The organism is Shewanella carassii, from assembly GCF_019670705.1.
Lineage (GTDB): Bacteria > Pseudomonadota > Gammaproteobacteria > Enterobacterales > Shewanellaceae > Shewanella > Shewanella carassii.
The window spans coordinates 1,124,323-1,148,743 of sequence record NZ_AP024618.1 but is presented as its reverse complement, the minus strand read 5'-3'; the positions used below and the strand labels follow the sequence as shown (position 1 = coordinate 1,148,743).

Annotated in this window: 23 protein-coding genes and 2 pseudogenes; 12 read left to right on the top strand and 13 right to left on the bottom strand. The window is 53.5% G+C overall.

What is annotated here, in order from left to right; translation table 11 throughout:
• Nucleotides 1-1,256 precede the first annotated feature (1,256 nt).
• Entirely contained in the window at nt 1,257-2,639 is a 1,383-nt protein-coding gene (locus K5621_RS05325) for a DUF3300 domain-containing protein (protein ID WP_221050631.1), read from the top strand.
• A 142-nt stretch (nt 2,640-2,781) separates the two neighbouring features.
• On the opposite strand, the gene grxB is transcribed toward K5621_RS05325, so the two are convergent.
• The 3 genes from grxB to K5621_RS05310 are packed head-to-tail and all read right to left on the bottom strand — an operon-like array spanning nt 2,782 to nt 5,435.
• On the bottom strand, nt 2,782-3,432 hold the full coding sequence (gene grxB / locus K5621_RS05320) for a glutaredoxin 2 (protein ID WP_071475480.1): 651 nt from the start codon (nt 3,430-3,432) through the stop codon (nt 2,782-2,784).
• Entirely contained in the window at nt 3,432-4,352 is a 921-nt protein-coding gene (locus tag K5621_RS05315; RefSeq protein ID WP_052248094.1) for a sterol desaturase family protein, read from the bottom strand. The genes grxB and K5621_RS05315 overlap by 1 nt, the downstream gene beginning before the upstream one ends.
• A gap of 21 nt (nt 4,353-4,373) precedes the next feature.
• A complete protein-coding gene (locus tag K5621_RS05310; protein ID WP_221050630.1) occupies nt 4,374-5,435 on the bottom strand; it encodes a DUF2804 domain-containing protein in 1,062 nt (353 codons plus the stop codon).
• Between the two features lie 341 nt (nt 5,436-5,776).
• Here K5621_RS05310 and K5621_RS05305 point away from each other — a divergent pair, with 341 nt between their 5' ends.
• The 4 genes from K5621_RS05305 (at nt 5,777) to K5621_RS05290 (ending at nt 9,228) form a co-directional block, all read left to right on the top strand.
• Nucleotides 5,777-6,343, top strand: a complete 567-nt coding sequence (locus K5621_RS05305; protein ID WP_025889928.1) for a YajG family lipoprotein — start codon at nt 5,777-5,779, stop codon at nt 6,341-6,343.
• 65 nt (nt 6,344-6,408) lie between these two features.
• Complete coding sequence (locus K5621_RS05300) at nt 6,409-6,993, top strand: peptidylprolyl isomerase (RefSeq protein WP_028779732.1); 585 nt, start codon at nt 6,409-6,411, stop codon at nt 6,991-6,993.
• 67 nt (nt 6,994-7,060) lie between these two features.
• Entirely contained in the window at nt 7,061-7,381 is a 321-nt protein-coding gene (locus K5621_RS05295) for a hypothetical protein (RefSeq protein WP_100145941.1), read from the top strand.
• 161 nt (nt 7,382-7,542) lie between these two features.
• Nucleotides 7,543-9,228, top strand: coding sequence for an MFS transporter (locus tag K5621_RS05290; RefSeq protein WP_221050629.1), 1,686 nt, complete (start codon nt 7,543-7,545; stop codon nt 9,226-9,228).
• Here K5621_RS05290 and K5621_RS05285 read toward each other — a convergent pair.
• A complete protein-coding gene (locus K5621_RS05285; protein WP_028779730.1) occupies nt 9,225-9,710 on the bottom strand; it encodes a YajQ family cyclic di-GMP-binding protein in 486 nt (161 codons plus the stop codon). The genes K5621_RS05290 and K5621_RS05285 overlap by 4 nt on opposite strands.
• 172 nt (nt 9,711-9,882) lie before the next feature.
• Between K5621_RS05285 and K5621_RS05280 the strand changes: the two genes are divergently transcribed.
• Both K5621_RS05280 and K5621_RS05275 read left to right on the top strand, forming a co-directional pair.
• Nucleotides 9,883-10,215, top strand: coding sequence for a VanZ family protein (locus tag K5621_RS05280; RefSeq protein ID WP_392465097.1), 333 nt, complete (start codon nt 9,883-9,885; stop codon nt 10,213-10,215).
• Between the two features lie 5 nt (nt 10,216-10,220).
• A complete protein-coding gene (locus K5621_RS05275; RefSeq protein WP_221050627.1) occupies nt 10,221-11,135 on the top strand; it encodes a ketopantoate reductase family protein in 915 nt (304 codons plus the stop codon).
• 1 nt (nt 11,136) lies between these two features.
• Here the strand turns inward: K5621_RS05275 and K5621_RS05270 are convergent.
• The 8 genes and pseudogenes from K5621_RS05270 to hemA form a co-directional block, all read right to left on the bottom strand.
• A pseudogene (locus K5621_RS05270) lies at nt 11,137-11,610 on the bottom strand (EamA family transporter); the annotation flags it as partial.
• Nucleotides 11,611-11,716: 106 nt separating this feature from the next.
• Nucleotides 11,717-12,565: a 3-deoxy-8-phosphooctulonate synthase gene (kdsA, locus tag K5621_RS05265; protein WP_221050626.1), complete on the bottom strand. Its 849-nt coding sequence runs from the start codon at nt 12,563-12,565 to the stop codon at nt 11,717-11,719.
• A gap of 44 nt (nt 12,566-12,609) precedes the next feature.
• Nucleotides 12,610-13,881, bottom strand: a complete 1,272-nt coding sequence (locus K5621_RS05260) for a DUF819 family protein (protein ID WP_373289241.1) — start codon at nt 13,879-13,881, stop codon at nt 12,610-12,612.
• A gap of 79 nt (nt 13,882-13,960) precedes the next feature.
• Complete coding sequence (locus tag K5621_RS05255; RefSeq protein WP_039034284.1) at nt 13,961-14,752, bottom strand: transglutaminase family protein; 792 nt, start codon at nt 14,750-14,752, stop codon at nt 13,961-13,963.
• Nucleotides 14,752-15,147, bottom strand: a complete 396-nt coding sequence (locus tag K5621_RS05250; protein ID WP_039034285.1) for a SirB2 family protein — start codon at nt 15,145-15,147, stop codon at nt 14,752-14,754. Before K5621_RS05250 ends, K5621_RS05255 begins: the two co-directional genes overlap by 1 nt.
• Nucleotides 15,148-15,303: 156 nt before the next feature.
• The gene (gene prmC, locus K5621_RS05245) at nt 15,304-16,149 is read right to left on the bottom strand and encodes a peptide chain release factor N(5)-glutamine methyltransferase (RefSeq protein WP_221050625.1); all 846 of its coding nucleotides are present in this window, start codon (nt 16,147-16,149) and stop codon (nt 15,304-15,306) included.
• 11 nt (nt 16,150-16,160) lie between these two features.
• On the bottom strand, nt 16,161-17,246 hold the full coding sequence (gene prfA / locus K5621_RS05240; RefSeq protein WP_025011691.1) for a peptide chain release factor 1: 1,086 nt from the start codon (nt 17,244-17,246) through the stop codon (nt 16,161-16,163).
• Between the two features lie 14 nt (nt 17,247-17,260).
• Nucleotides 17,261-18,511 (bottom strand): glutamyl-tRNA reductase, encoded by a 1,251-nt coding sequence (gene hemA, locus K5621_RS05235; RefSeq protein ID WP_100145957.1) that lies wholly within the window; start codon nt 18,509-18,511, stop codon nt 17,261-17,263.
• 246 nt (nt 18,512-18,757) lie between these two features.
• Between hemA and lolB the strand changes: the two genes are divergently transcribed.
• The 3 genes from lolB to K5621_RS05220 all read left to right on the top strand — a co-directional run bounded on the left by lolB (nt 18,758) and on the right by K5621_RS05220 (nt 21,321).
• The gene (gene lolB / locus K5621_RS05230; protein ID WP_373289240.1) at nt 18,758-19,420 is read left to right on the top strand and encodes a lipoprotein insertase outer membrane protein LolB; all 663 of its coding nucleotides are present in this window, start codon (nt 18,758-18,760) and stop codon (nt 19,418-19,420) included.
• Nucleotides 19,417-20,295: a 4-(cytidine 5'-diphospho)-2-C-methyl-D-erythritol kinase gene (gene ispE, locus K5621_RS05225; RefSeq protein WP_221050624.1), complete on the top strand. Its 879-nt coding sequence runs from the start codon at nt 19,417-19,419 to the stop codon at nt 20,293-20,295. Before lolB ends, ispE begins: the two co-directional genes overlap by 4 nt.
• A 78-nt stretch (nt 20,296-20,373) precedes the next feature.
• Nucleotides 20,374-21,321 carry a ribose-phosphate pyrophosphokinase gene (locus K5621_RS05220; RefSeq protein ID WP_028779717.1) on the top strand — a complete coding sequence of 316 codons (948 nt, stop codon included), beginning with the start codon at nt 20,374-20,376 and terminating at the stop codon, nt 21,319-21,321.
• A gap of 801 nt (nt 21,322-22,122) precedes the next feature.
• Here K5621_RS05220 and K5621_RS05215 read toward each other — a convergent pair.
• Complete coding sequence (locus K5621_RS05215) at nt 22,123-22,428, bottom strand: hypothetical protein (RefSeq protein ID WP_144128928.1); 306 nt, start codon at nt 22,426-22,428, stop codon at nt 22,123-22,125.
• Nucleotides 22,429-22,534: 106 nt separating this feature from the next.
• Between K5621_RS05215 and K5621_RS05210 the strand changes: the two are divergent.
• Together K5621_RS05210 and K5621_RS05205 are read left to right on the top strand one after the other, a co-directional pair.
• A pseudogene (locus tag K5621_RS05210) lies at nt 22,535-22,906 on the top strand (IS110 family transposase); the annotation flags it as partial.
• Between the two features lie 236 nt (nt 22,907-23,142).
• The gene (locus K5621_RS05205) at nt 23,143-24,117 is read left to right on the top strand and encodes a transposase (protein ID WP_221050622.1); all 975 of its coding nucleotides are present in this window, start codon (nt 23,143-23,145) and stop codon (nt 24,115-24,117) included.
• The last annotated feature ends 304 nt before the right edge of the window (nt 24,118-24,421 follow it).

Genomic DNA, 24,421 nt, shown 5'->3' with positions numbered 1-24,421 from the left:
GGCCTTAAAACCAAGAGCCCTACAACTCAGGCCCGACAAAAAACGTTAAGTAACGCCATGGCTACCGCACGGGTCCAAACTCTGTTCGTCCCAGCATTCCGTTGAAAACGGAAAAGTGTTGTTGCTTTCGGCCTTAAGCTTAAGAAAGTGCTAAAGCTAAGCGTTTGAATTAGTTATACAATACCCAGTACTGAATTTTAAAACAATTAGCCAAAGGTCAAGTTTTTGACAAAGGCTACAAAACCCTGATTTGGGTTGTTTTTGAAGCAGAATTGACTGGGTGTTTGCATTCTTCCCTGTTTTCAACGGTCACCGTCCCACCAGAACTAGTGCCAGAGCCTGAAAATGAGCTGTATGTCTGCAGACACTTCTAATGTTTCAAGCTACTCGGTACTAACAGAATTGCACCTATTCCCCCTCTGTGTCGCCGAAAGCCGTTGGCGCAGATAACGTGGCTAAGCAGCCGCCAATCACCTGCGGTGCGCCTTTCGCACAGGCACTCCTGTGACACGGCGTGAATACGTCCATGTAGCCTCGACGAAAACGTCCCTGTTTTCGACGGTCACAGTCCCGCCTATGCCTGGAATTAGGTGTATGTCTGCGGGCATATAGGTAACTTCAAACAAGTTAGTTCTCACAGAATTGCACCAATTCCCCCTTCGGAGCCGCCGCTGGCGTTGTTGCAAATTGGCGTAGCCGAGACAGGGATGTCGAGGCTCGAAGGTCGAGCAAGGATGCGAGTCCTGAGTATAGCCAATTTGTTTCATAAGCCAGCGGGGATTTCGGCTACGTCGGGGTGTCCTTGGGGATGCAAGGGGCTTTGGACAAGCAAAGCCCCTTGCCCGGTGTGGTGTGGAACACCACGACTTTAAGCCGCTGGCACAGCGGCTATCATGGCTTTAAGCCAAAACTCACCAATAAACTTGGTCTTAGCTGCCAGCTAAACTGTAGCCCATCACTTGCAGTGCACCTTCGCACAGACGAGCCTGTGACCCAACATGAACACGTCCCTGTTTCGATGGTCACTGTTCCGCCTGTGTCTGGAAATAGGCGTATTCCTGCGATGCCAAAAGACTCAGTTCCACTACCCACTTCCCCCAGGCAGCAGCTTGGAGATCATTTAGCCATCCAAAAGCCTTCAGCTTATGTTCATCAAAGGCCACTTATTCTGAAGCCACTGATGGGGAATTGCATCGCAAGGCCTCAGTTAGCTCACTTGCCAGGCTGGTAACCATACCGGCCTAAAGGAGGCAACCATGAACAAGCTGAAAATCTGGCTGCAGCACAGTGTGCTTATCCTGTGTCTGTTTGGCCTGCCAACTACGGCGCTGCAGGCCGCCGAATCCGGCAGTGATATCCGGGAACCCGAGCTGATGCAGCTGCTCTCCCCTATCGCTCTCTATCCGGACACCTTGTTGACCCATATGCTGATCGCCTCAACCTATCCACTGGAACTGGTGCAGGCACAGCGCTGGCGCAAACAGCGCAGCCATTGGAGCAATGAACGCCTGATGGCCGAAGCCGAGAACCAGGATTGGGATCCCAGTGTGATGGCGCTTATCGCCTTTCCGGAAGTGTTGAACAAGATGAGCACAGATCTGGACTGGACCGCCCGCTTGGGCGAAGCCTTTATCGCCGATGAAGGCCGGGTGATGGATGGGATTCAAACCCTGAGACAAGCCGCCTGGGATGCCGACTCATTAAATGACCTGGGTAACCTCAACGCCAGACGCGATGAACGTCAAATAGTGATAGCACCGACCCGCACCGAGGTGATCTATGTCCCTTACTACGACAGTCGCCGTGTCTATGGCCACTGGCACTGGAGCAGCTATCCGCCTATCTATTGGGACCCTTTCCCCGGATATGTACGCTACCACTCCAGTCCGTTTTACTGGCGCAGTGCCGGGGTCAGCATTTCATTTAACTTCTTCTTCAGCGCCTTTCATTGGCATGACAGAGTGATCTGGGTCGATTATCGCCACAAACACTATAATCACTACCGGCCAAGACTGGCCTATAGCCAGGGAGCCCAGCGCTGGAGCCATAACCCGCACCACAGACGGGGCGCCCATTATCGTCACCCTGGGCTGCAACAACGCTACAACAAGGCGGTATACAACAAGCCGCACAAGCGTTATGAATCCCAGGCCCGCAGCTTCAACCACAGCCAGAGGCTGCATCAGGACAGAAACAAGCAACAAAAACAGTTGCAGCAAGAGTTAAAGCAACGCAGGGAACACAATAGCCGTGAATGGCGCGCCGCTGACAAGAAGGAAAAGATGCATAAGGGCGAGCCACAAAAAGTTCGCCAGCTGTCACAGCAGCCGTCATATAGGAGTGCCAATAGCAGTGCCAACACCGCCGACAAAACGATGCGGGCTAAACATCAGGCCAGAGACAGACAGTTGCAACAGGCCTCAAACCAGCACACTAACACTACTCATAGACAAGCTGAAAAGCGCCGGCAACAGGCAGATAAACAACATCAGCCTCAGAGACACTATCAGCCTCATAGTCAATCGAAGGTGCAGCATCAGCAGCGAGCTCAGCCACAGCGCCATCAGGCTGAGCGACGCCAGCCCAGCCGTGCTCAGGAGCACAGACAACGCGCAGTGCATCAACAAAGAGAGCGTTGAACAAAGAGAGTGCTGAAAAAGCTGAGTTGAAAAAGCCGGGTTAAAAGTAGCACTTGCCCTAAAGTGAAAACGAATGAAAAAGACAGGTCCAGCACTGGCCTGTCTTTTTTGGGGTGTAGTTGTATGACTCAGATGAAGGCGCTCAGACGGCTCTGTCGTCGTACAAGTCGATTTGAGTCAGCGCCGCCACCTCTTCGATATAGGCGCGCACTCTGGCCGGGAATACCAGCCCCTTGACCATGGTCAGGTTTCTCAGACCGGGGAACAGGTTGATATCATCAATACTCAACTTATTGCCCCGCTCCGACGGCAATAGCAGCCAGTCGAGCAGAGGCCAACACTTAGCCAGGCCCTCAAGAAAATCGGCCGTTTGCGCAAGCGCTTTTTCGAAAGACATCTCTATCATGGCGCTCTTGTTTTGGGTAAACCAGGCAATCGCCTCTTGGCAGCCAAATTCAGGCAGGCCGAGCAACACATTGCGGGGATAGAGCAAGCGACTGCTGAAATAACCGGATGCCTCCTGCCATTGGCTGACAGCATCGGCCTGGCTGGCAAGGGTAATGACCGGCTTACCATCCAGATTATCCAGATAACTGACGATATCCAGGCTCTCGGCCATAAAGCTGCCATCGGCTTTTTGTAAAATGGGTACCATATTGGCGCCGACCATAGCTATTCTGGACTCCACATCATGGTTTTGCAGATAGACCCGCTCCACCGGCAACGCCTTAAGCCCCACCAGCATCATAGCCTTGACGCAATAGGGACAATGGTCAAACACAAAAAGCTTCATCAGTACTCCTTAGCTTCCTTGGAACTGTCAGGGCCATCAGCATATCCTCCGAGGCCAGAGCTGGGCAACTCCTGACTGGCCGGCGGTGCAAACAGCAAACGCCAACGTTGCCTGAAACTAAGCCCGGGGCGGCTCACTTCCGCCAACATATCGCGCCATTCGGCAAAAGTGACTGTCACAGGATTAAAGCTGTTCACCGGCTTGGTAATACCATAGCGCACGGTTTCCCGCTCCGGCTCGAAGCTGCCGAATAATCTATCCCAAATGATCAACACCCCGGCGTAGTTCTTATCTATGTACTGAGGATTACGGCCGTGGTGCACCCTGTGGTGGGACGGAGTGTTGAATATCCACTCCAAGGGCCCAAGACGTTTGATGGCCTGGGTATGGACAAAAAATTGCAGTCCCAGATTAAGCAGCACCACAAATACCACCCAGTTGGGGTCGAAGCCTATGATCACCAAGGGCAACCAAAACAGCCACATGCCCGCCAATGGGTACATCAGGCTCTGACGAAAGGCGGTGGAAAAATTCATGTTTTCCGAGCTGTGGTGCACTACATGGGCGGCCCACATCCAGCGGCACCTGTGGCTGGCCCGGTGGAACCAGTAATAGCAAAAGTCCTGTCCCAGCATCAGCAGTAGAAAGGTCCAGCCATTCATCTCAATGTCGAACAAACGCCAGCCGAATAACCACAAATACAGTTTGGCCAGCAGTAACCCTGTGAGAATATCGGCGCCCTGGTGCATGCCTGCCAGCACAAAGTTACAGAAAACCTCCGCCGGTCGATAGCGGGCATTCTCAGGCAAACGTCTGAGGCGGTCACCGAAAAACCACTCCAATGCCATACAGATGAAGAACAGCGGCGCCAATACCAGCAGCAGCCATTCAGGATGTGAAATAAGTAAATTGAAATCCATTTTTATTCCTTTTATTCCAGCTCACCACTTGGCAAAGTGATCTTCTGTCAGGCCGCTCTGCTGCACCAGCTCATGGCGCTGGCCCAGGGAGTCTTTGACCCAACCGGAAAACAGCCCGGTATACTGGCGAAAATTGCTTTTAAGCAGCCCCAGATTGAGCCTTTCGCTGCGGCACCCCAAGGGCGAAAATGCCAACTCCAGCTCGCCGCGCTCAGACCAAACTCGCCATTGGCCGCCGGATGCTGCCCTGCGGTCAAACTCAAAATGCACCGGCGACAGCAAATGCCTGGCACCATCAACCCAGAGCACGTTTTCACAAGAGCCGGTCTCGTTGACTCCGGCCGCCAGGTTTAGCCCCAACCCCTTACCCTCAATATCGGCATTGATAGAGGCCCAGCGCCAACTGGTTTCCCGGCGCATAAAGCCTGCGGAAAAGTCATAACCTGCTCTGGCATGCAGCAGAGGCTGGGGTTCATGATTGAAGGACAACTGGCCGGAGACCTTGAGGGCATTGTGTTTTTGGGTATAGGTCCAACCGCTGTAACCGGTTGGACTGCAAAGCGCCATCGGCAAGCTGAGCGGTTCGGGAACCAAGGTCAGTTCCCCCTCAAGTGGCATTCCCTGTAGTTTAAGATCCAGGCTCAGTTGCCATTGTCCCTGCTCACGCCGAAAGTGAATGCCGCCCATACGGCTCTCCCCCTGCCATGGCGAACGGCTCAGGTTAAAACCAGCGGGCGGCCGCAGCAGATTCTGCTGATACATGCGACGACTTTGCAAATCAAACAGATAACAGAAACCACTGCCAAGATAGGCGATATCCGCCAAGGCAACGCCCAGCATCCATCTGGGGCTGTTAAGGCCAATAAACTCAAACTGCTTATAACTGCAGCGCTGTTTCAGGCGTGAAACCCTGCGGTCCATCTCATTGAACAGCTGAAAGTCTGCCAATCCCAGGCTTTTCGGCGGGCCGTCGAAATGCCCAAACAGAGGCCTGCCGTGAACATCTATCAAAGAGTCAGGCGCCGCCTGGGTAGCAACCCCTGATTGAGTCGTCGGCAAAGGCCCGGATTTCAATTCCAACATATTCCCAACAGCTGTTTTTAGAGCAATAACTTGACTCTACCCTGTCGCCGTCGGAGATTGAAGCCTTGAATGTTACAAAAATGAAAAAACCACTTGCAGAATACGACCTGGTTTACGGTGTCATTCAGAAACGCTAACTGACAAAGACACCCCTTGATAATCTAAGCTAGCTGTTTCACGGGATTGATACTTGAGTTTGCCCCTTGGAGGCATACGCGCAAAGAACCCGCAAAAATCTCCCCCTTACAGAACCAAAGTCGGTTATCTGCCATAAGCAGATGCTGGAAGCCAAACTCAAATCTGGTTATCCTGATGCCACCTTTTTACAGCTTCGGATTTTTATGAAACGGCTTGCTACCTTGATGCTGGGGTCGGCGCTGCTCTTTGGCTGCGCCAGTCATACCCCCAACTTTATTGCCCTGAGCCCTGAACTGCCCGCGGTCACGCCACAGACTTCGCTGGAGCCGGCTCTGGCGCTGCAAACCCTGGATACCCGCACCGCCAATTTTATTGTGCGATTCAATGAAGACGGCAAAGCCGCACGTCTGGTAAGCCCAGCCGAGCCACCCAGGGCCCAACTGGATCAACTGTTTCGTCAAGGTTTTGCCAAGGCCGGATACCGAATCGATCCCGCCAGTGGGAAAGAGGTGCAGTTGCAGCTGATTGAATTGCTCACAGATGTGGATGAATCCAGCTTCGGCTTCGAAGCCAAAACCAATGTCAGCATCAATCTGCTGGCGAAAAACAGCAGCCATACCCTGACCAAGCGTTATAAGGCCAAGGGGCTGCTCAAGGGGCCATTCAGTGCCGACTTCGCCTCACTGGAACTGGACATGAACAAGCTGATCACCCAGTTGAGCGGCGAAATACTCAACGACCCCGAGCTGCACAGCTTTTTGCAGCAGTAATTTATTGGGCCGGTCGGTGACTCACAGGCAGGCCCGTATGCAACACTATGATAAGGAATCTGGTCATGAGCCGATGGATACTCGCAGCCGTATTGATGCTGACCAGTCAGCTGGCGCTGGCGTTGGATATACAAAAAGACAATCTCTACCCCCAAGTGGAATTTGATACCAGCATGGGCAAAATCGTGGTCGAGCTCGATCGCACCCGAGCGCCCATTACTGTGGACAACTTTCTCACCTATGTGGTGCGCGGCGACTACAACAACACATTGTTTCACCGCATTATTGCCGATTTCGTGGTTCAGGGCGGCGGCCTCAGCCCCAAGTATGAAGAACTGCCGTCAGACAAGCCGATAGTCAATGAGTCGGGCAACGGCCTGTCCAACAGCCTAGGCACTATAGCCATGGCCAGAGAGAATGCTCCCCATTCGGCCACCCGCCAGTTTTACTTCAATGTGGCCGACAACAAAAAGCTCGACCCATCCTCCAGGCGCTGGGGCTATGCCGTATTCGGTGAAGTCAGCCAAGGACTTGAAGTTCTGCAGAATATGGCGCTGGTAGAGACAGGTACCAACAGTACCTTGGGTTGGCCCGATGTGCCGGTTACCCAAGTTTTGTTGAAGAAAGCCACACTTCTGCCCAGAAATTAACCCCAGGCACGGCTCAGTTTCAAAAAGCTGTATATACTGAACCTGGCAAACATAAGGAGGCGATCTGATGACCCCGGAAGAGTTCATCGATGTGAAAGCGCCCCAACTGGCTCATTACGGCAAAGCATTCTTGAGCGACAAGCTGGAATTTAATGAAGTCAGATTGTATCTGTGGGATACCCTGGAAGAATGGCATCAGCTGAACTTGCAGGGGGAAGCGCAAACGGATGTCGAACGCGTATTTTGGCACTTGTTGTACGTCTTCGATAAATGGCCCGATTGGGTATTGCGCGGTAACCAGTTTTTGCGCCAGCAACTGGACGACTGCTGTGAATACCTGTTCGGTGGTGGCCCCATACCCGAAGGCTGTATCGGCGTCAGGCCCTGAGACAGACGTTAATCTACCCCGCCTGGGTGACACTTTAATGACACGGGCGACCAATCCCCGGCTTTGCCGGGGATTTTTTATTGGGCAAACATCCAAGCACGCCTTGAAGTCGCAGGCGCGGGCTTTTACTCTAAGGCCTTTGACTCTCACCAAGCCGTGCCATGCCTCAATCTTTTTTTGCCAGCACCCGAGACGCCCTGAGTATCTATTTCCACAAGCGAGTACTCATCTTATTGCTACTCGGTTTTTCCGCCGGCCTGCCGCTGATGCTGGTATTTTCCACCCTGTCTTTCTGGCTCAGGGAAGCCGGGGTAGACAGGGCTGCCATCGGCTATTTCAGTTGGGTAGCCTTGATCTATGCCTTCAAATGGGCCTGGTCTCCCCTAGTCGATCGCATGCCCCTGCCTTTGTTCAGCCAACTCTTTGGCCGCCGCCGCGGCTGGATGCTGTTCTCCCAGCTCTTACTGATAGCCGCCATTTTGGGGATGGCCGGCAGTGACCCCATGGAAGATCTCACCCATCTGGCACTCTTTGCGCTGATGGTGGCCTTTTCCTCCGCCACCCAGGACATAGTGGTCGATGCCTTTCGTATCGAGTCGGCGCCGGAAAAAATGCAGGCGGCACTGGCCGCCGCCTATCAGGTAGGCTATCGCAGCGCGATGATCATAGCCACGGCAGGCTCACTGACTATCGCCGCCTGGGTTTCTCCCGAGCCGGAAAGCTATGATCTCCAGAGCTGGCAAACCGCCTATCTGGTGATGGCAGGTTTGATGGGCATAGGCATACTGGCAACACTTTTTGCCAAAGAGCCGGCGGTGGATATCAGTTCGATAGGGGAAGAGGAAGCCATTCTCAGAGACAGACTCAGAGCCAATCTGGCACCCAGACTCTCTGTCTGGGCCGCGCCGGCCAACTTGTTTATCCTGCGCCATGGCAAGTTACTGCTCCTGCTGCTGGGGCTTTATTTCTGTTTTAGCCTGGCTGACCCCTTCACCCAGGTACTGCAATCCTACTTTCCTAATCAGGCCTTGAATACAGATACAGTCACTCTTGTCACTATGGGACTCATTCTGCTGCTCTGGTTGCTGATCTTCGGCGTCAAAAGTAAAGACAGGGCTATTCAAGAGCAGGAAGCCAAGCAGCTGACCCAGGCCGGCACAGATAGGATGGCCGCTTTTATCTCCTGGCTTTACAGTGCCGTGGCCCTGCCCTTTATCGATTTCTTTCGCCGCTACGGCAAGAGCGCGATTCTGATCCTTATGCTGATCTCCTGCTACCGGATCTCAGATATCGTCATGGGGATCATGGCCAATGTTTTCTATGTGGATATGGGCTTCAGCAAGGAAGAGATAGCCACCTTGAGCAAGGTCTATGGTCTGATAATGACCCTGGTGGGCTCGGCATTCGGCGGGGTGTTGTTGGCACGCTTCGGCACCATAAAAATCCTCTATATCGGCGCCTTCCTGGTGGCCACCACCAATCTGTTGTTCGCCCTGCAGGCCATGGTGGGCTACAACGTGCCACTGCTGACCCTGGCAATTTCGGTGGACAACTTCAGCGGCGGTATCGCCACAGCGGCCTTTATCGCCTACCTTTCCAGCCTCACCAGCAGTGGCTACAGTGCCACTCAGTATGCGCTGCTGTCTTCGGTGATGTTACTGTTTCCCAAGTTTATTGCCGGCTTCTCCGGCGCCTGGGTCAACGCCTTTGGCTATGTAAATTTCTTTGTCAGCGCCAGCATCATAGGCTTGCCCGTGCTGCTGCTGATTTGGCTGGTGCAAAAAAACAGCCCGCCGAGGCGGGCTGATACTGCTCAGGATACGCTCAAGTCGCAGATTAACGACTAGTCGCGGAAATTATTGAACTGGAAAGGCTGGCCCAGCTCGGCATTACGGGCCAGCGCCATCACAGCCTGCAAGTCATCACGCTTCTTGCCTGTGACCCGTACCGAGTCGCCCTGGATTTGCGCCTGCACCTTTATCTTGCTGTCTTTGATCTGCTTTACCAGCTTCTTGGCCACATCAGCCTCTATGCCTTGTTTGAACTTAACCTTCAAAGAGAACATCTTGCCGCTGTGAATCGCCTTTTCATCCACTTCCATCGCCTTGGGATCCACATTACGACGGCTCAGTTGGGTTCTTAAAATATCCACCATCTGATTGCACTGAAAGTCCGACTCTGCCGACAGGGTCACCACAAAGTCCTTATACTCCACCGCAAATTCCACCCCGCGGAAATCGAAGCGGGTATCCAATTCACGTTTGCTGTTATCCACTGCGTTACGCAGCTCAACGGCATCTACTTCTGACACTATATCGAATGAGGGCATTTCATCGCCTTTTACTTATCAGTCAAACCAATAGCGCCAGTCTACCCTAAGTTGAAGCCGAGCTGAATAAATCCAAGTCTGCTGATGACAGCCAGGCTTTATTTTGACTATGATGTTCGCCAAGCTTTCCAACCCTGCGTGATTTGTGATTAACCGACAGCTGCTGTTTAAAATGGCTTTGTTGATTGCCCTGGCGGTGATCAGCTACCTGGTTTTTTCCAAGCCTAACTACCCTCAGAGCATTCCTAACCTGGATAAAGTGGGCCATATCGGCAGTTTCTTTGCCCTCGCCTGGCTGACCTATCTGGCATTTCGCCCCCGCTGGTACTTAATGTTTGCCACCCTGGCCGGCTACGGCATTCTGATAGAGATGGTGCAATCCCGTCTGCCCTACCGCAGTGCCGATATGGCCGACTTTGTCGCCGATATGACCGGAGTCGTACTCTTCTACGTATCTCTCTGGGGTTATCGCAAGTATTTTGGCGCCGCCATGCTGAAGGAGTAACCGGAATGCAGATAGGGATCCTCGGCGTTGGGGCCATAGGGCAACTGCTGGCGCAGCAACTGGCTGCAGCCGGGCTTGAACCTTGGTTATTACCAAGAGCTAACACCCTGCCATTGGCGCAGCAGGGCGAAGAACACGTCTATACCCTGGAGCTTGGCGACCAGAGTCTGCAAACATCGTTTCTGTGCCTGGCGCAGGACTCGAGCAAGCTCAAGCAGCTCGATCTCTTGCTGGTCACGGTGAAAGCCTATCAGGTTGAAGCGGCGCTGGAGCCTGTGCTGCCAAGACTTCACCCGAATTGTCGCATCCTGCTGCTGCACAATGGACTTGGTCCTCATCAGAGTCTGGCCGCCAAGCTGAATGAGCGGCCACTGAGCCTGGGCACGACAAGTCAGGCGGCGCTGAGACTAAGCAGCAATCATATTCGCCAAACCGGCAGTGGCCTGACCCAGATAGGTGACTTAATCGGCGCCCCCATGCCAGAGGTGATGAAAACCGCTCTGCTCAATGCTATTCCCGGCAGTCAGTGGAGTAATGCCATTCTCGAAGCCCTGTGGCAAAAGCTGGCGGTCAATGCCGTTATCAATCCGCTGACCGCCATTCACAGAGTCAACAACGGTGCCCTGGCCGCCCCCGAGTTTGAGGGAACAATCTGCGCCATTCTCGATGAGCTGTTACAGGTAGCCAAGCAGGAAGGCATAGCGCTGACGTTCGATGCGCTGCACGCCAGAGTCAAGGAAGTGATACGGCTAACCGCTGCCAACTACTCCTCCATGTATCAGGATCTCAAGCACGGCCGCAAGACGGAAATTGACTATATCAACGGTTACCTGCAACAGCGCGCCGAGCAATATGGGCTCACACTGCCAATCAACAGCGAACTGCTGGCCCAGATAAAGGCATTGGAGCCACACGGCTAAATCATCCCCAAAGCACCAATACCGCGGCCAGGGTAATCAGTACCAGGCCGCCCATATCCTTGACCTTGACCCGCTGCTTGAGCCAAAGGCTGGAGATCAGCATCATAAAGAAGACTTCCACCTGCCCGAGCGTTTTCACATAAGGCACGGCCGTGAGCGACATGGCGCTGAACCAACCTATGGAGCCCAGACAACTGCTGATACTGATGGCCAGGGTCAACCTGGGCCTGTGCCAGAGTTTTTTAAGGGTTTCTTTATCTTTGATAAGAAGCCAGGCGAGCAGCAACAAGGTCTGCAGCAAAATAACCAACAAGAGTACCCAGGCGGCGCGGTGAGGAAATGGCAAACCCAGCACCAGACTTGCTTCCCTAACCCAGAGCGAAGTCAGCGCAAAGGCGCTGCCGCACCCCAACCCCAGCAGCAGTGTCTTGAAGGACAAGCCTTTGCGTCCGCCGTGGGTACTGAGCAGAAAAACGCCCGCGATTGCGGGCGTTTGAGACTAACACGCTAGCTAAGTGATTCGCTATTCCACCAAAGGCGCAGCTTGCAACAGCTTATGCAAGGTTAACCAAGCGCTTGGCTCAGCGACTGGTATCCAGAGCCGGGAAAGACTTCACCAGATCATCAACGGCCTTCATCTGGCTCAGATACCCTTCCAGTTGCTGCAGTGGCAAAGCACAAGGGCCATCACATTTGGCGTTGTCCGGGTCCGGGTGCGCCTCAATAAACAGCCCGGCCAGTCCCAGCGCCATGCCGCTGCGGGCCAGTTCGGTTGCCTGGGCTCGACGACCACCGGCAGAATCTTCACGGCCGCCAGGGCGCTGCAGCGCATGGGTGGCATCGAAGATCACCGGGTAGCCGGATTGCTTCATCTCATCCATGCCCAGCATGTCCACCACCAGGTTGTTATAACCAAAGCAGCTGCCACGCTCGCAGAGAATGATCTCATCATTGCCCGCTTCGTTGAATTTCTTGATGATGTGTCGCATCTCATGGGGCGCCAGGAACTGAGGCTTTTTCACATTGATGATAGCCCCTGTCTTGGCCATGGCCACCACAAGATCTGTCTGACGCGCCAGGAAGGCCGGCAACTGAATGATGTCCACCACTTCGGCCACAGGCGCGCACTGGTAAGGCTCGTGCACATCGGTAATCAATGGCAGCTTGAAGGTATCCTTGATCTCCTGGAAGATTTTCAAACCTTCTTCCATGCCGGGGCCACGATAGGAGTTGATGGATGAGCGGTTGGCCTTGTCGAAGGAGGCCTTGAACACATAAGGGATCCCCAGCTTCTGAGTGACTTCCGCGTAGGTTTCGGCAATGGTCATCGCCAAGTCCCGCGACTCGAGTACATTCATGCCACCGAACAGCACAAAGGGCTTGTCATTGGCTATCTCGATAGCCCCCAGATGTATGGTTTTATTACTCATCGCAACTTCTCTCTTGAATGCCGCTCATGCGGCGTTAACTTAAATCAGCCGGCCACGGCCTGCAGCAACTGGCCACAGAGCCAAGCCATATAAGTGCCTAAAGCATAGCCGAATACCGCCAGCAGTACACCTACGGGTGCCAGTGCCGGATGGAAGGCCGCAGCCACTACGGGCGCAGACGCCGCGCCGCCAACGTTGGCCTGGCTGCCCACCGCCATGTAAAACAGCGGCGCACGGATAAGCTTGGCCACCAGCAGCATCAATCCCGAATGCACCAGCATCCAGATAATGCCCACCAGGAAGTAAATCGGCGTATCCAGAATTTGGGATACATCCATATGCAAACCGATTGTGGCCACCAGTATGTAGAGGTAGGCCGAGGCTATCTTGGAGGCGCCGGCCGCTTCCAAATGACGTGCCGGGCTGAATGACAACAGCAAACCTATAGTGGTCACTATCACCACCAGCCAGAAGAATCCGGAGGTCAGACTGTATTGCTCGGTCCAGGGATAGTTGGTCGCAAACCAGGGAGCCAGCAGATCGGCGCCGACATGGGCCAGACCGGTAATACCAAAGCCCACAGCCACTATCAGCATGATGTCGCGCAGGCTGGGAATGCGGGCGTTTTCGGCATGATACTGTTCCACCTTGGCCTTGAGGCTTTCAATGGCGCTGGTATCTGCACCTGTCTTGGCATCTATCTCCTTGGCCCTGGATGCCATAAACAGCAGCACGGCCATCCAGATGTTGGCGACTATCACATCAACAGTGACCATCACGGAGAAGATATTGCCGCCCACTTCATAAATCTCTTTCATCGCCGCCTGGTTGGCACCGCCGCCAATCCAGCTGCCGGCGAGTGTGGTCATGCCGCGCCAGACCGCGTCCGGGCCGTGACCAGCGGTCAATGTCGGGTCGATTGCCGACATAATAAGCAGGGCAATCGGGCCGCCTATGACAATGCCCATGGTGCCGGTCAAAAACATCACTACCGCCTTGGGACCCAATCCCAGAATGGCTTTGATATCGACACTCAAGATCAGCAATACCAGACAGGCCGGCAACAGATAACGGGACGCCACATAGTAAAGTTTGGAGCTGCTGCCATCGACAATCCCAAAGGTATTGAGCAAGGATGGCAGGAAGTAACACAACAGCAAGGCCGGAATGAAGCGGTAAAACTTCTGCCAGAAAGGATGGCTGCTGCTGTTGGTATAAAAAACGAAGCCGAGAATGGCGGCCAGAATGCCGAGCGCGGTGGCGTCATTGGTCACCAGCGCGGTCATTTCAGTGGCCGCCTGTGAGGTACTGCTCATAGGTCCTATCTCCCTTGCGATTGCAATTTATTGTTTTATTTTAATATTTATATTTTTATCACTGCCCTCGCGGACAGGTTCAATGAAAGGTCTGAGGGTCGTCTCCCAGTTCTCTAAGTTGCATCTTCACCAGCTCGACCACTGGGTCGTGCGGGCTGTTGTCGACAAAATACTGCAGGTCGGCGCTGGCGACATGAATCGCCCCCAGTTGCTGGGCAATAAAGGCGCGCTCCCGATGCAGACTGAGATCATCGGCATGCCATTCAAGTAACAAATTACAGCACTCCATCGCAACTTCAAATTCATGGGCGACTATGGCGCCGGCCTTGAGTTCATGCAGCATGCGGGTCATCAGCCTCTGGGTGCCAACCGGCTTGAGGTAAGACGCTTTTAGCGGCGCACTGTTCCCAAGCTCACCGCGAACCAGGGCATGCAAGCGCTCTTTGCTGAGGCGCTCCCCCCGAAGCGGGTCGAGATAGATGAGTTCACCGGCCACGTGGCAGGCCAGCACTGTGGTACCCGGCAGCAGCACAGGGTCGAATTTCAAGTCCAGCTGTTTGCCCAGCAACATAAGCACAGTTGCCAATGTGGTACTGTTCCCCTGGCGGCTGAGAATACACTGGCCGAGATCGGCCGCCTGCCGGGAAAAATAATCTTCCCTAGGGCCAAACCCCAGGTCCTTGTAAAACCAGTCCAGCAGCGCCTGAAAGCGCCGCTGCTGATCCACCAGATAATGGCTGAGCACTGAGCCGGACAGTTCCAGCCAGGCCCAGTTAGCCTGTTTGGCCAGGCCAAAACCCAGATGTTGGCAAAGCTCAAATGCCGACTCGGGCAGAGAGAGTTCGTCTTGCTTAAGAGAATATTGTTGCATTACCCCAGAATTACCGCTTGTTTGAAGTGTGCCAGTTTTGCCGCATAAACCACCCAGCCCAGAGCACCGAGGAAGGCGAAGATCCGGAAGATCAGATTACGGTTGGACTTGAGCGCCATCACGCCCAGCAGTATGTAAGCGACCACTGCGCCTATCTTCTCCGTCATCCAAGGATCAACGAAGGGATACTGCTTAATCATAAAACACAGAATCAATCCGGACAGCAGCAGGAAAGTATCGATCACATGCGGACCTACCTTCAGCAGTTTCTTGTCCATAATCGCTGACTGACGCAGCTTAAGCACGAAACGCACAATGAACAGTAATACGCTGACGGCGATCAGTGTCATGTGCAGGTGTTTAACTGCCGGATACAGGCTGTAAAAAGTTTCCATCGGATAGCTATCTGTAGGTGAACAAAGGCGACAGTGTACCCTATCGCAGCGTTCAGCACCAAGGCCAAGCCGCTGTTGAAAGGGCGGAATTATGACAGGAAATAAGGACGATATCGGCGCTTTTCAAGCCCGGGAGTGACTCCCGGGTACAGACACTCAACCGGGCCAAAGTCCCAGGGTGCATCTTTCATTGGAGCCAAAGTCACGCACTGTGGCCACCTGCTGAAAACCGAGCTCGGCAAGTTTTTCCCTGAGCTTCACCGCTTGGGCGTAACCATGTTCCAGCAACAGATAACCGCCCGGCAACAGGTGCTCTCTGGCATGGGCTGCGATATGGAATAGGTCGGCAAAGCCCTGATCGGCGGCGGTCAAGGCACTGCGGGGCTCAAAGCGCACATCGCCCATCTCAAGATGTTCATCATCCTCCTCGATATAGGGAGGGTTGGAAACAATCAGTTGAAACTTGCGCCCCTGAACCGCCGAAAACCAGTCACTCTGAAGGATCTCCACCTGCGGCAGTTTCAAATTATCCCGGTTGGCACAGGCCAGCTCCACCGCGGCCTCAACCTTATCAACAGCAGTCACCTGCCAGCCTTGCCGCTCATGGGCCAGTGCCAGCGCGATAGCGCCGGTACCTGTGCCGAGATCCAGCACGGCGATATCATCTGAAAGCGGCAAGTTGAGCGCGGTTTCCACCAGAATTTCGGTGTCCGGGCGCGGAATAAGGGTGGATTCGTTGACAATAAAAGGCAGTGACCAGAACTCGCGCTCACCGACAATATGGGCCACGGGCACACCTTGGCTGCGACGCTGCACCATCTGGGTAAACTGCTTGTGTTGTTCTGCCGATAAGTTTCTTTCGGGCCAGGTATAGAGAAAGCTGCGGCTCTTGCTCAAACAATGCAGCAACAGGGCTTCGGCATCTGCATGAGCAGACTCGGACGATGCAGCCAACATAGAAGAGGCCCACTGCAGGGCCTCGGCAATATTGAGTTTAGTCACAGACGGTCCTTTTATTCGTCGGACAGAGCCGCCAACATGTCGGCCTGATGCTCTTGCATCAAAGGCTCAAGCAGCTGCTCCAGGTCTCCTTCTATCACCTCGTTGAGGCGGTAAAGTGTCAGGTTGATCCTGTGGTCGCTCACCCTTCCCTGAGGGAAATTATAGGTACGGATCCGCTCGGACCGGTCACCGCTGCCCACCAGAGAGCGACGGGTAGATTCTTCGGCGCTGCGGCGCTTTTCATCTTCGGCCGCCTGCAAACGGGCCGCCAGTACGCTCAAGGCCTGAGCCTTGTTCTTGTGCTGCGAGCGCTGATCCTGGCATTCCACCACCAAGCCTGTGGGCAAGTGGGTAATACGAATCGCCGAGTCGGTTTTGTTAACGTGCTGACCACCGGCACCGGAAGAGCGGAAGGTGTCGATACGCAGCTCGGCCGGGTTGATTTCCACCGCCTGGGCCTCAGGCACTTCGTGCATAACGGCCACGGTACAGGCCGAGGTGTGCACCCGCCCCTGGGATTCGGTTTCCGGCACCCTTTGTACCCTGTGACCACCGGACTCAAACTTGAGTTTGCCGTAAACACCGTCACCGCTGACCTTGGCAATCACCTCTTTGAAACCGCCATGCTCGCCCTCGCTGGCGCTCATGACTTCGACCTGCCAGCGCTGGCTCTCGGCATAACGGCTATACATACGGAAAAGATCACCGGCAAAGATAGCGGCTTCATCACCACCGGCACCGGCACGGATTTCCAGAAAGGCGTTGCTGGCATCATTGGGATCTTTGGGTAACAGCAGAATTTGCAACTCGCCTTCCAGCTGCTCCAGCTGAGCGCGGGCCGCCTTGATCTCTTCCTGAGCCATCTCTTTCAGCTCAGGATCTTCCTCGGCCAGCATCTCCTGTGCGGTTTGCAGATCCGCCTGCGCCTGCTGGTAGGCCTTAAAGCCTTTGACCACATCTTCAAGCTGAGCATATTCCCGAGACAGGGCTCTGAACCTGTCCTGATCCGCTATGACATCTGCATCACTGAGCAGGGCCAATACTTCTTCATTACGCTCAAGCAAGCCTTCCAGCTTGCGGATAACGGATTCCTTCATTTAGCTCGCTAACCTTAGTGTTTATCCAAGCCGAGCGCGGTTCTCAATTGACCCAAAGCATTGAGATCCCCCTGACGACTGGCAGCTGTCAGGGCCTGGGTCGGTGCATGGATCAGTCGGTTGGTCAGACGGTTGGCCAGCTCCAGCAGCACCTGCTCTGTGTCTGCTCCCTGCGCCAACTTGTTCATTGCCCGCTCAACCAGCTCATCTTTAATCGCCATGCTCTGGGTACGATATTCGCGAATGCTGTCGACCGATTCCAGTGAACGAACCCACTCCATAAACTGGTGTGAATGCTCTTCGGCAATGACTTCCGCTTGCTCGGCGGCCTCTCTACGGGAGGCCATATTCTGTTCGATTATGCTTTGCAGATCATCGACCGTGTACAGGAAAGCATCGTCCAAATCACCGACTTCTGCCTCAATATCACGGGGAACCGCTATATCAACCAATAACATAGGTTGATGGCGGCGCTGCTTAAGCGCTTTTTCTACCATGCCCTTGCCCAGGATGGGCAGCGGACTGGCGGTAGAGGATATCACGATATCGGCCTTGGGGAGAAAATCTGGTATCTGCTCCAGGGTAATCGCCTGGGCATTGAACTCTTCACACATGGCTTCGGCGCGGGAAATAGTGCGGTTGGCCACCACCATGCTGGTCACACCGTTTTCCTTCAGGTGGCGGGCAACCAGTTCTATGGTTTCACCGGCGCCGATGAGCAACACTTTGGTGCTCGCCAGAGAGGAGAAGATGTGCTTGGCCATGCTAACTGCGGCAAAGGCAACCGAAACCGCCGCAGTACCGATTTCCGTTTCGGTGCGCACCTTCTTGGCCACGGCAAAAGTATTTTGGAACAGGCGATCCAGTGTCAGTGCCACTGTGCCGGATTCCTTGGCCTTGGCAAACGCCTGTTTGACCTGGCCGAGGATCTGCGGCTCGCCCAGCACCAGGGAGTCAAGCCCGGAAGCGACCCGCATTAGGTGTTGTACCGCAGGTTGACCACAATGTTGGTACAGGCATGGAGCCACCTCTTCATGGCTCAGGCCATGATAATCTTCCAACCAACGCACTACCTGCTCGGCATTTTCTGTGTTGCAGTAAAGCTCGGTGCGGTTACAGGTGGAAACGATAACGGCTTCCCCGCCCTGAGTCTCCTTGGCCAGGCTGCGCATGGCTTCATGGATCTTGTCCGGGGCAAAGGCAACTTTCTCACGCAGATCAACAGTGGCGGTTTTATGGTTTATACCGATTGCTACAAGGCTCATCTGAACTCGTTCTGGACTCTTGGCGTCGCTGTAGGATGCGGCCATTCTACTGAATTGGCCACCTTAAAAACAGAATACGCTTAACAAAACCGAATAAAGGTCTAACTTATCAACCAATTTATCAATTAAGCTGAACAGGCGCTGGCCAAGGCCACAAGGGCGAAATCTCAATGGCGGCGCGTGTTGGTATTCTGCCAAAGCCCCCGTATCATAGGCGGCCAGTACAGCGAACAACAGATGATTATTTTGAAGTACTTCACAAAAAACTGTTTTATCCGTCTTTCAGCACTGCGCCTGTTGTTGCCCCTGCTGCTCCTTGGCCTGCTCAGCGCCTGTAGCAGCCTGCCCGATGCCCGCTGGCAAGCGACTCAAGTTAAGCACGCAGAGCAAGCCAAGGCCTGGGAGCTGAAAGGCAAGCTGGCGGTAAAGACTCCCGAGGAAAAGTTCAGCACCAATCTTTATTGGCTGCACACCCCAACGACAGAAGAGCTGAGACTCACCACCATGTTGGGCACCAGTGTGATGCTGCTAAAAAGCGGCCCGGACGGCGCCTTTTTGGAACTGGACGGCGAAATCTACCGCGACCGAGACCCGCAGCGTTTACTCGATGGCCTCAGCAATTGGAGCATCCCCCTTAACGCCCTGCCCCGCTGGGTGCTTGGCCTCAGCGCCGCCGACACTGAACTCCTGCTCACCAATAATGACGGCAAGCCCCTGAGTCTGGAAGATGACAGCGTTAGCCCACCATGGCAGGTGAAGTACCTCAGCTGGCAGCAACAAAGCGGTGCCGATATTCCGCGCCTTCTCAAACTCAATCGCGGCGCACTCGAACTCAAGATCCAGTTAACCGAGTGGCAGGCGCTCGAAGCCCAGAGCACACTCATCACCAAGGAAAGCCAGCAGCCATGAGCCTCGTTCACCCAAATCTCCAGCCCAATAGTCTTTCGCTTGGCTGGCCGGCCCCGGCCAAGCTGAACCTGTTTTTGCACATCAATGGCCGCCGCCAAGACGGCTACCATGAACTACAGACCCTGTTTCAGTTTCTCGACCATGGCGATCTGTTGGACTTTAAAATCACCACCAATGGCAAACTCAAACTGCACTCCAATTTGGGCGCCGCTGTCCCGGATAGCGATAACTTAATTCTCAAAGCCGCAAAATCATTGCAGCAAGCCAGTGGCTGTGAACTGGGGGCCGAGATCTGGCTCGACAAGAAGCTGCCCATGGGCGGCGGTCTGGGAGGCGGGTCGTCGGACGCAGCCACGACTCTGGTAGCTCTCAATGCGCTGTGGCAAACCGGCCTGAGCGAAGCGGAACTTGAACAAATTGGTTTAAAACTCGGCGCAGATGTTCCTGTTTTCATTAAGGGCGTGGCGGCCTTTGCCGAAGGGGTCGGCGAAAAACTTCAGCCGGTGAAACCGGCCGAACCTTGGTATCTGGTATTGGTTCCCGAGGCCCATGTTTCCACTGAAAAAGTGTTCCATGATCCTGATTTACCGAGGGATACTCCCAAGCTCTCTCTGGAGCAACTATTGAGCGCCCCTTGGCAAAATGATTGTCAGGAACTGGTGTGTCGTCATTACCCTCAAGTTGCCAAGGCCTTGGCCTGGCTGCTAGAATATGCGCCGTCCAGAATGACCGGAACCGGCGCCTGCGTGTTCGGGGAGTTCGAAAAACAGCAACAAGCTCTCGATTGTCTGGCAAAGCTGCCGTCATCATTCAAAGGCTTTGTTGCCAAAGGGATAAATAGATCGCCGCTTCAGAGTCGACTGGCTCGCCTCTGAACAGTTTCTTCCGGGATAAAGCGCTGCAACCGTTTTATCCCAGCCACTAAAATAAAGCAAACGCCTGAGGTTCTTACAGTGCCCGACATCAAGCTCTTTGCTGGGAACGCTACCCCCAGTCTCGCCAAAAAGATAGCAGACCGTCTTTTTTGTAAACTCGGAGACGCAGAGGTAGGCCGTTTCAGCGATGGTGAAATCAGTGTCCAGATAAACGAAAATGTACGTGGTGCTGATGTGTTTATCATTCAGTCCACCTGCGCACCAACCAACGACAACCTGATGGAGTTGATCGTAATGGTTGATGCCCTGCGCCGCGCTTCAGCCGGCCGTATCACAGCCGTTATCCCTTACTTTGGTTATGCCCGTCAGGACCGCCGTGTCCGCAGCGCCCGTGTACCCATTACCGCCAAAGTGGTTGCCGATTTCCTCTCCAGCGTGGGTGTCGACAGAGTACTGACCTGTGACCTGCACGCCGAGCAGATCCAGGGCTTCTTCGATGTACCGGTAGACAACGTCTTCGGTAGCCCTGTGCTGCTTGAAGATATGCTGGCCAAGAAGCTGGATAACCCGGTTGTTGTTTCCCCCGATATCGGTGGTGTTGTTCGCGCCCGCGCCGTAGCCAAACTGCTCGACGACTCAGATCTGGCGATCATCGACAAGCGTCGCCCACAGGCCAACGTGGCTCAGGTAATGCACATCATAGGTGACGTTCAAGGCCGTGACTGCATCATAGTTGATGACATGATCGACACAGGTGGCACTCTGTGTAAGGCTGCTGAAGCCCTGAAAGAACACGGCGCCAACCGCGTCTTTGCTTATGCGACCCACCCGGTATTCTCCGGTAACGCCGCCAGCAACATAGTAAATTCAGTGATTGACGAAGTCATAGTGACTGACACTGTGCCCTTGAGCCCAGAAATGCTCAAGACAGGCAAAGTGAGCCAGCTGACCATGTCAGCGGTACTGGCCGAGGCTATCCGCCGCGTCAGCAACGAAGAATCTATCTCTGCCATGTTCCAGCACTAAGCTGACATGCAGAGTTAACAAGAAACGCACCTTAGGGTGCGTTTTTTTATGCTTGATATCTGGGTTGCCATAATGTGACCCATCCCCTGCGGTGTACCTTTCACACAGGCGATCCTGTGACTCGCTGCGAGTACGTCCCGGTAAGCTCTGCCTCGCCATCCCTGGCTCGGAAGGTCACAGTTCCACCTGTGCCTAGAAAATGGGCATATGTCTGCAGCCTAAAACGACTCTGTGTGGGAAGAATTGCACCAATTCCCCCTTCGGAGCCGCCGCTGGCGTTGTTGCAAATTGGCGTAGCCGAGACAGGGATGTCGAGGCTCGAAGGTAGAGCAAGGCGAATGTTGCGAAGCAACAAGCTTATGAGCGCGAGCCAAGGAAGGCGAGCTGGCCCTTATGCATGGATGCATTTGGCGAGTCCTGAGTGTAGCCAATTTGCTTCATAAGCCAGTGGGGATTTCGGCTACGTCGGGGTGTCCTTGGGGATGCAAGGGGCTTTGGACAAGCAAAGCCCCTGCCCGGTGTGGTTTGGCGAGTGTCGCGTAGCGACTGACTACGAGCGAGAGCCAGGGATGGCGAACTGGCCCTTGTGCATGGATGCATTTGCTCCACGACTTTACGCCGCTGGCACAGCGGCTAGCATGGCTTTAAGCCAAAACTCACCAATGAGCTTGGTCCTAGCGGCTAGCTAAGTTGTAACCCATCAGCTGCGGTGCGGATAGGCAGAAAGCCTGAATGCCGTGAAGAGCAAGATGTTCGAGAACGGCCATCTCGCACAGGCGATTTTGTTATTTTTTTATTTTGTTAACTGTTTTGTATTTGCTGATTATAGAATTCACAGCGTTCCTCTAAGCCCATAGACTTTGCAGCATCTTTGAGCTTTACCCAAATTTCTTCTGGAGGCTTACTTGTTGCCTCAAGTGCTGCTTCTTCTAGCATATCCAGTGCTAGTTCTAGCTCGTTGTGATCAAGGTATTCATCGTACTCGGCGATATATTTGCCAACACCCGGGCATTCACAAAGAACTGCACGAGCCTCACTCAACAAAGCGATAGTAATCTTCCACTTTTTTTCCAATTCTTCTCTGAAGCTCATATGACAGTTAGACATAATGATTCCCTGTGCAGGTGTCGGCCTCCGTGTTTTCTCGTGGATTAGTTAAACCAGAGCCACACTGTTTGTTGATCCAATAGGCAAACAATCACAGGAGGCCGACATGTCTAAAGCTAACACACTTTTTATCGGGTTGGACGTACACAAGGAGACCACTGACGTGGCCTGGGTTTCTGATAAGTCTGCTGAGACCGTGCATTACCATGGCACAATCCCAACCAACCTGCGTTCATTCGATAAACTCATTAAGAATCAAACAGCCAAGACCAGCAAGCTCTGTGTTATCTATGAGGCCGGTCCCTGCGGCTTCTGGCTCTATCGTCATCTGGTGCGCCGTGGCATTGAATGCTGGGTGGTAGCACCGGCACTCATCCCCAAAGCCCCGGGCGACCGGGTCAAAACCGATAAACGCGATGCCATGACATTGGCCAGGTTAGCGCGTAGCGGCGATTTGCACTCTATTTATGTTCCGGATGAGAAACAAAATGGAAAACAAAATGGAGACACCCATAATTCTTGGCAGATTGTTGGCTCCTTGTCTAGGCTTGAACTAACAAAATGGAGACACCCATAATTCTTGGCAGATTGTTGGCTCCTTGTCTAGGCTTGAATGGAGCCTTTGAAAAACAAAATGGAGACACCCATAATTCTTGGCAGATTGTTGGCTCCTTGTCTAGGCTTGAATGGAGCCTTTGAAAAGGAAAGGATGCCATGCCGAGGCCAAGATATGCTCAAGTCAGTCTTGAGGACACTCCCTTCTATCACTGCATCTCCCGCTGTGTACGCCGCGCCTTTCTATGTGGTGTTGATGATTATTCCGGCAAGAGCTATGAACATCGCCGCGATTGGGTTGAATCCCGTCTATTGGAACTGGCGGCAGTGTTCGCCATTGACTTGTGTGCCTATGCAGTCATGTCCAATCATCTGCATTTGGTGCTCAGAGTTGACTTGAAAACCGCCACTGAATGGACATTGGAGCAGGTTTTACAGCGTTGGCATCTGCTTTACAGTGGAACTCTGTTATCTCAGCGTTTTCTGCGCGGTGAAACACTTTCTGATATTGAATATCTCACTCTGCAACAAACCGCTGAAGTCTATCGCCAACGTTTGATGGATATCAGTTGGTTTATGCGGGCGCTCAATGAACCTATTGCCAGACAGGCCAATCGGGAAGACGGGTGCAGTGGTCGCTTCTGGGAAGGCCGCTTCAAATCCCAGGCGCTATTGGATGATGCAGCCGTATTGGCCTGCATGGCTTATGTTGACCTGAACCCTATCCGCGCGGGAATAGCCAAAATCCCGGAAGACTCAGACTATACCAGTATTCAACGGCGGATACGGGCCGCGATGCAAGGCAAAAACACACCTGAGCTGTTACCCTTTGTCGGCAATGAACGGCTGAACATGCCACAAGGATTGCACTTTGATGCCAAGGATTATCTACAACTGGTCGATGATACCGGGCGCATTATCCGCCACGACAAGCGCGGTCACATCACTGCCGGCACAACAACCATTTTGAATCGTTTAAACATCCCTATCGACAACTGGCTCAAGTTAACGACTGATTTTAGCCGTCTATTCAAAGGGCCAGTGGGTACACTGGAATCTCTTACCGACTACTGTATTCACCTACAACGACGACGAAGACAAGGAGCCGCTAATTGTCAGAAGTTGTTTAGCTGAATCCCCGAGGCTCCAAGATATTTCTCTCCAATCGAACTTTATTCGACCTCCATCGTGTCTGAAATTCGACTTTTTCGCTCATTTCAATAACTGAATGGCCCTCAAAAGGTTTGAAAGATGATTTTCTCCCAGTGAAAACATCAGTGTTTCTGTAATCCAGGCAACTAGAGCCTTCACTCAGCTAATAATGGGTGTCTTTGTTGTTCTCCATCGTGTCTGAAATTCGACTTTTTCGCTCATTTCAATAACTGAATGGCCCTCAAAAGGTTTGAAAGATGATTTTCTCTCAGTGAAAACATCAGTG